Origin of the sequence: Streptomyces alkaliphilus (assembly GCF_014141535.1) — a bacterium.
Taxonomy (GTDB): domain Bacteria; phylum Actinomycetota; class Actinomycetes; order Streptomycetales; family Streptomycetaceae; genus Streptomyces; species Streptomyces alkaliphilus.
On record NZ_VKHT01000143.1, the window covers coordinates 1 to 7,624 of the forward strand.

General features: G+C 70.2%; 3 protein-coding genes. All 3 read left to right on the plus strand.

Translation table 11 applies throughout. From position 1 onward, the window contains the following. The first annotated feature begins 337 nt into the window (after window positions 1-337). The gene (locus FNQ90_RS07345; RefSeq protein ID WP_182605578.1) at window positions 338-2,077 is read left to right on the plus strand and encodes a cellulase family glycosylhydrolase; all 1,740 of its coding nucleotides are present in this window, start codon (window positions 338-340) and stop codon (window positions 2,075-2,077) included. A gap of 199 nt (window positions 2,078-2,276) precedes the next feature. Beyond that, complete coding sequence (locus tag FNQ90_RS07350; RefSeq protein ID WP_182605580.1) at window positions 2,277-3,740, plus strand: FAD-binding oxidoreductase; 1,464 nt, start codon at window positions 2,277-2,279, stop codon at window positions 3,738-3,740. 216 nt (window positions 3,741-3,956) lie between these two features. Then, the coding region (locus tag FNQ90_RS28060; RefSeq protein ID WP_267133021.1) for a DUF6531 domain-containing protein at window positions 3,957-7,624 on the plus strand (3,668 nt) is incomplete at its 3' end.

Genomic DNA, 7,624 nt, shown 5'->3' on the forward strand with positions numbered 1-7,624 from the left:
GGGGGAGGGATGGGGGCGACCGGGCCTTCACCGATCATCCCGGACGACCTCACGCAACACCCACTCCCTCTGTGTTGACGTGTTCACGACTCGCGGATACGTTCGTTGAAATGTGTCGGAATCGAATCGAAATTGTTCGACTCGATCATCTCCGGGTCACCCCGGTTCCCGCCGGTGAGAGGGATGAGCCCGACACGTCCGAGCCCTGCGAGCGCATCCCGTGACGCGTTCGGCACCCGCCCCACCCCAGGGGCGGATCCGAGGACGGGGGCGGTGCGACGAGTCGTCCGGAAGCGGACGCGTCGGGCGCGCTCGCACGCCATACGAAAGGAAGACCGTGAGAAGCGGTTCACGAGGTGTCCTCACCGCCCTGACCTCGCTGGCTGTCATCCTCGGCCTCGCCGCCATCCCGCCCGCCGCCTCGGCGGGGGAGAACGGCACCGACGAGGAGACGCCCCGGGAGACCACCCGGGAAACGACGACCACCTCCGCCATGGACATGGTCGCAGCCATGCAGCCCGGCTGGAACCTGGGCAACACCCTCGACGCCGTCGGCGACGACGAGACCGCCTGGGGCAACCCCCGGGTCACCCGCCAACAACTCGCCGCCATCCGCGCACAGGGATTCGAGAGCATCCGCATCCCCGTGACCTGGAACGCCCAACAGGGCGGCGCCCCGGATCACACCATCAACCCGGCCTACCTCGACCGCGTCGAGGAGGTCGTCGACCAGGCCCTCGACGAGGGCTTCCACGTGATGATCAACATCCATCACGACTCGTGGCAGTGGGTCATGAACCTGCCGCGCGACTACGACGCCGTGATGGCCCGGTACACCGCGAGCTGGGAACAGATCGCCGAGACCTTCCGCGACGCGCCCCCCGAGCTGAGCTTCGAGAGCGTCAACGAGCCCTACTTCGAGGGCAGCTCCGGCGCCGCGCACGACGCCGAACTGCTGCACGACCTCAACACCACCTTCCACGGCATCGTCCGCGACTCCGGCGGCAACAACGCCGACCGCCTCCTCGTCCTCACCACCCTCCACGCCGCCCACGAACAGGAGCGACTGGACGAACTGGTCGAGACGTTCGACGAACTGGACGACCCGAACCTCGCCGCGACCATCCACTACTACGGCTTCTGGCCGTTCAGCGTGAACGTCGCCGGCTACACCCGCTACGAACAGGACTCCCGCCGGGACATGGTCGAGACCTTCGACCGCCTCCACGACACCTTCGTCTCCCGCGGCATCCCCGTGATCATCGGCGAGTACGGCCTCCTCGGCTTCGACCGCCACACCGGCACCGTCCAGCAGGGCGAGAAGCTCAAGTTCTTCGAGGACTTCGGCAACCAGGCGCGGGCCCGTGACCTGACCACCATGTGGTGGGACAACGGCCAGCACTTCGACCGCCGCGCCCTGGAGTGGAACGACCCGGCGCTGTACCGGCAGATCTCCACCAGCTGGACCACCGCCTCGGCCACCGCCTCCACCGACCAGATCTTCGTGCGCGGCTCCGTGCCGGTGACCGACGCCGAGATCACCCTCGACACCGCCGGCCACACCCTCACCGCCGTCCGCCACCGCTCCCGGGAACTGAGGCGCGGCACCGACTACACCCTGAACGGCGACCGGCTCACCATCTCCGCCGCCACCCTCTCCCGCCTCACCGCACGCGGCGGCCAGGGCGTCAACGCCACCCTGACGCTGGAGTTCTCCGGCGGCGCCCCCTGGGAGGTGCGTGTCATCACCCACGAGACGCCGCAGCTCTCCAACGCCTCCGGCACCACCAACTCCCTGGTCGTCCCCACCCGCTTCAACGGCGACCGGCTCGCCACCATGGAGGCCGTCCACGCCGACGGCGGCAACGCCGGCCCGCACGACTGGACCTCCTTCAAGGAGTTCGAGGCCGCCTTCTCGCCCGACTACGAGGCCGGCCGGATCACCCTCCCCTCGGCCTTCTTCAACGGCGTGCGGGACAACTCCACGGTGAACCTCACCTTCCACTTCTGGAGCGGTGACACCGTGACCTACACCCTCACCCGGTCCGGCGACACCGTCACCGGCACCGCCCGCTGACCGACCCGGAAACACCGAACGGCCCCCGCGTCGGGCGGGGCCCGGCCCACGCCGCAACCCCGGCGGCGGGCCGGGCCCCGCCCCCGTGCCCGCCCGCCGTGCCCGACGGCGGAGAGGGAGCGGAAAGCCCGAGTGGCACCTCGCCCCGCCGGGGGTGAAGCTGAACATCCGGAGGTGACCACATCCGGAGGTGACCACCATGAACGGGAAGCACCACCACGACGGCGACCGGCCACCGAGCGGGGAGCGGGAACGGCACGGCGGGGAGGCGGACCTTCCGACCCCCCTGGTGGACTCGCTCGCATCCCGGCTGCGAGGAACCCTCATCCGGCCCGAGGACGCCGACTACGAACAGGCCCGCAAGCTCTGGAACGGCATGATCGACAAGCGCCCGGCCCTGGTGGCCCGGTGCGCCGGCGACGAGGACGTGGTCGCCTCGGTCGACTTCGCCCGCGAGAACAAGCTGCCACTCGCCGTGCGCGGGGGCGGACACGGAGTCGCCGGCCAGGCGCTCTGCGACGGCGGCCTGGTCATCGACCTGTCGGAGATGAGAGAGGTCCGGGTCGACCCGGAGAAGCGGAGCGCCGTCGCGCAGGGCGGCTGCACACTCGGGGACATCGACCGCGAGACCCAACGCCACGGGCTCGCCACCCCACTGGGCGTGGTCACGGGGACCGGAGCGGCCGGCCTCACCCTCTCCGGCGGCATGGGCTGGCTCCGGCGCAAACACGGACTGAGCTGCGACAACCTGCTGTCCGCGCGGGTCGTCACCGCCGACGGTCGGATCGTGGTCGCCGACGACACCCGCAACCGGGACCTGTTCTGGGCGATCCGTGGCGGCGGCGGCAACTTCGGCGTCGTCACCGCCTTCGAGTACCGACTGCACCCCATCGGGCCGGAGGTGTTCCTCTGCTTCGCCTTCCACCCCGCCTCCCACACCGAGGAGGTGCTGCGGGCCTGCGAGCGGTACCTGGCCGAGAGGCCGGACGATTTCGCCCCGCTCGGGATCCTCGGCAGGATCCCGGAGGAAGAGGAGGGCTTTCCGCCCGAGGTGCGGGGGAAGCACTACGCGGCGGTGCTCGGGCCCTACCCGGGCGACCCGGCGGAGGGCGAGCGACTCCTGCGGCCCCTGCGGGAGATCACCGAACCGATCATCGACCTCAGCGGCACCGTCCCCTACACGGAGGCGCAGGGCATCGTGGACGAGGACTACCCCGACGGCCTGCGCTACCACTGGAAATCGATCAACGTGCCCGGCCTCGGCGACGGGCTGATCGAGCGGCTCGCCGAGCACGCAGCACAGGCACCTTCGGCCCTGTCCACCGTCGACGTCTGGTACCAGGGCGGCGCCATGGCCCGCGTCGGGGATGAGGAGACCGCCTTCGCCAACCGAGACGCCCCCTACCTGCTCGGGATAGAGGCGAACTGGGAGGCGGAGGCCGACTCGGCCGCGAACGTGGCCTGGGTGCGCGAGACCTTCGCCGACCTGCGCTCGTTCTCCACCGGCGGTGTCTACCTCAACTTCCCCGGCTTCCTGGAGGAGGGCGAACAACTCGTGCACGAGGGCTACGGCGGGAATTACGCCCGGCTCTCCGAGATCAAGGCGACGTACGACCCCGCCAATCTCTTCCGCCTGAACGCGAACATCGCCCCGAAGCGCTGAGCCCGGCCGGCCCGGCCCTCGCCGACCGGCCTCCACACCGGCCCGGGCACGCCCCGGGCCCCGCCGCGTGCGCGGCGTGTGGGAGTTCGTTCGCATGTCCGTATCCCCTGTGCTGTGGTCGGGGGACTGCGCGTTACTGTGGCGCCCGACATCACTCGGGGGAGCTGCGGGGGCGGGGTTTTCATGGCGCGGGCGTCGGATTGGTCGCCGGTGGAGATGGGTTCGGATCCCACCCCGGGGGATCCGGATCGCATCGAGCGGCTCGGGGGTGAGTTGGAGGAGTTCGCGGAGGACGTCTTCACCGCCCTGGGCAAGGTCCGTGCGATGGGCGAGGAGGGGGCGCTCGCGTCGTTTGTGGGGGAGAGCGCGGAGGCGTATCGGGATCGGTTCGAGAAGCTGCCGCCCGACTTGGACAAGTTGCACACCTCCTACGATCTGGCGGCGCAGGCCCTGCTGACGTATGCGCCGAAGTTGCGGGAGGCGCAGGGGGACGCGGATCGGGCGTTGAATCGGGCGATCGAGGCGCGGGAGGAGTTGTCCACGGCGCAGTCGTGGTTGGAGCGGGCGACCTCGGCGTTGGAGGACGCCGAGGAGGCTGCCGAACCGCCGGATGAGGGCGAGGTGGCCGCCGAGGTCCGCCGCGCCCTGACCGACGCGGAGAGGGACAAGGGTGACGCCGAGACCGCTGTCACCGACGCGCGGGAGAAGCTCGACCTCGCGATCGCGTTGGCCGGTCAGGCGAAGGAGTTGCGCGAGGAGGCCGCGACCAAGTGCAAGGCCGACCTGGAGGAAGCTTCCGAGGCGGGGATTCCGAATCGGAAGTGGTGGCAGAAGGCCGCGGATTGGGTGGTGGACAACTGGGACACCATCGTCGCCGTCGCCCAGGTCGTCGTCACCGTTTTGAGCATCGTGGCGTTGGTGTTGGGTGGGCCGTTGGTGTGGGGGCTGATCCTGGCCGCCTCGCTGATCATCCTCGCGGACACGTTGATCGACTACGCCAACGGCGACGCGTCGCTGTGGGATGTCGGATTCGCGCTGCTCGACTGCATACCCGGTGGGCGCATCGCTTCCGCCGGGGCGAAGACCGCCGCGCTGGGCATGGCACGCGGGGCGAAGGGGACCGCGAAGGAGGCCCGTAGCCAGGCGGTGCCGATGACCAAACGCAACGACTGCGGCGACCCCGTGGACGTGGCCACCGGTGAGCTGGTGATGCCGGCCACCGATGTGGACCTGCCCGGCATCCTCCCGCTGCTGCTGGAGCGCCACCACATCTCCACCTACCGCGCCGGGCGCCTGTTCGGTAGGTCGTGGTCCTCCACTCTGGATCAGCGTCTGGAGCTGGACGCGGTCGAGGTGCGCTTTCGCACTGCGGACGGCATGACCCTGGTCTACCCCATCCCCACCCGGGATCCGGATGATCCGGTGTTGCCGATCGAGGGCCCGCGCTGGGGCCTGGCCTGGAACGGCCGCCCCGGTACGCCGCTGACGATCCACCAGCGCGAGTCGGGTAGGACCCTGCACTTCGCCCCCGTGCCCGGCGCGCCGGGCAACGAGCTGCCGCTGGTCGCGATCAGCGACCGCAACGACAACCGCATCGAGGTCCGGTACAACGAGTCCGGTGAGCCGGTCGAGGTCGTGCACTCGGGCGGTTACCGGATCGGGGTGGCGGTGGTGGACCGGCGTATCACCTCCTACCGCCTGCTCTCCGCCCCGGATGAGCCGGTGTTGTTGGCCTTCGACTACGACGACGCCGGGAACCTCGCGCGCGTGTTCAACTCCTCCGGCCTGCCCCTGCGGCTGTGGTACGACGAACACGATCGGCTGATCCGCTGGGAGGACCGCAACGCCACCTGGTACCGCTACGAATACGACGAAGCGGGCCGGTGTGTGTTCTCCACCGGCACCGACCGGGCGCTGGAGTACCGCTACCGCTACCACCCGCAGGACAACCGGACCGAGGCCACCAACAGCCTCGGCCACACCACCGTCTACCAGTTCAACGACAGCTTCCAGCTCGTCGCGGAGACCGATCCGCTGGGCAACACCACCCGCCGCCAATGGGATCGCTACGACAACCTGCTCTCGGTCACCGATCCGCTGGGCCACACCACCCGCTACACCCACAACGAGCACGGCGACCTGACCACCGTTGTTCGTCCCGACGGCCACGAGATCCGTGCCGAGTACAACGCTCTCGGTCTGCCCACCGTGATCACCGAGGCCGACGGCACGATCTGGCGGCAGGAGTTCGACGAACGGGGCAACCGCACCGCCGTCACCGACCCCGCCGGAAATGCGGTGCGGTACACCCACCGGTCCACCGGCGCCCCCGCCACCATCACCGACGCACTCGGCGCCGTCACCCGCATCGACACCGACCCCGCCGGACTGCCTCTCGCGGTCACCGACCCGCTCGGCGCGACCACCGTCCTGGAGCGGGACGCCTTCGGCCGCCCCACCTCCATCACCGACCCCCTCGGTGCGACCACCCGGATGGAGTGGTCTTCGGAGGGCAAGCCGGTGCGCCGCACCGACCCCCTGGGCCACGTGGAGGCGTGGGAGTGGGATGCGGAGGGCAACTGTCTGACCCACACCGACGAGAACGGCGGGATCACCACCTGGGCCTATGGCCCGTTCGACCTGCCGGTCTCCCAGACCGGTCCGGATGGTGCGCGGTATGTCTTCACCCGTGACACCGAGTTGAACATCACCGCCGTCACCGCCCCCGACGGCCGCACCTGGACCCACACCCTCGACGCGGCCGGCCGCACCGTCGCGGAGACCGACTACGACGGCCGCACCACCACATGGCAACTCAACGCGGTGGGCCGCCCGGTTCACCAGACCAACCCGGCCGGACAGACCCTCACCCACACCTACGATGCCCTCGGCCGGTTGACCTCCACCACCACCGATACCGGCGAGATCACCACCTGGACCCACGACGCCGCCGGCCGGCTGATCTCGGCAACCTCCCCGGGCGTGGAGCTGTTCCGCACCCACGACCCGGCCGGGAACCTGCTGAGCGAGACGGTCAACGGCCACACCCTGACCCTCACCGTCGATCCGGTGGGCCACCTGCTCTCCCGCACCACCCCCACCGGCCACACCAGCCGATGGACTTATGACACCGCCGGACGCCCGATCGGCCTGGAGACCGCCGGCCGGCACCTGAACTTCCACCGGGACGCAGCCGGTCGGGAGATCGAACGTCGCATCGCCGGCGCCCTGACCCTCTCCACCGGTCACGACGCGGCCGGGCGCCTGGTCGAACAATCCCTCACCGGTGCCGGGGGTCGGCGTCTGCACCACAAACGCTGGACCCACCGCGCCGACGGCTACCCCACCACCGTCACCGACGACTCGGGCACCACCACCCTCGCCCTCGACCCCATCGGCCGCCCCACGAACCTCACCGGTCCGTCCGGCACCGAGACCTACACCTACAACCCCACCGGCGACCAAACCCTCGCCGAGGCGCCGGGGCTGCCGGTCGAGGCGGTCGGGGAACGCGCCTACACCGGCACCCTGCTGGCCCGCGCCGGCCGCACCCGCTACTCCTACGACGCGGCGGGGCGGGTGATCCGCCGCACCGTCACCCGCATCTCCCGCACCCCCGACACCTGGCACTACACCTGGGACGCCCACGACCGTCTCACTCGCACAGTCACCCCCGACGGCACGGTGTGGACCTACACCTACGATCCCTTCGGTCGGCGCGTCGCCAAACACCGCCACCACCCCGACGGCACCATCGCCGAAACGGTGCGCTTCACCTGGCACGATGCCACTCTCGTCGAGGAACACCACACCAGGCACGGCGGCACCGGCACCGATACCGTCACCACCTGGGACCACACCGACCTGCACCCCCTCACCCAAAC

Coding starts and splice junctions, on each gene's coding strand:
- FNQ90_RS07350 (WP_182605580.1), top strand. CDS start 2,277: ATGAACGGGAAGCACCACCACGACGGCGACCGGCCACCGAGCGGGGAG.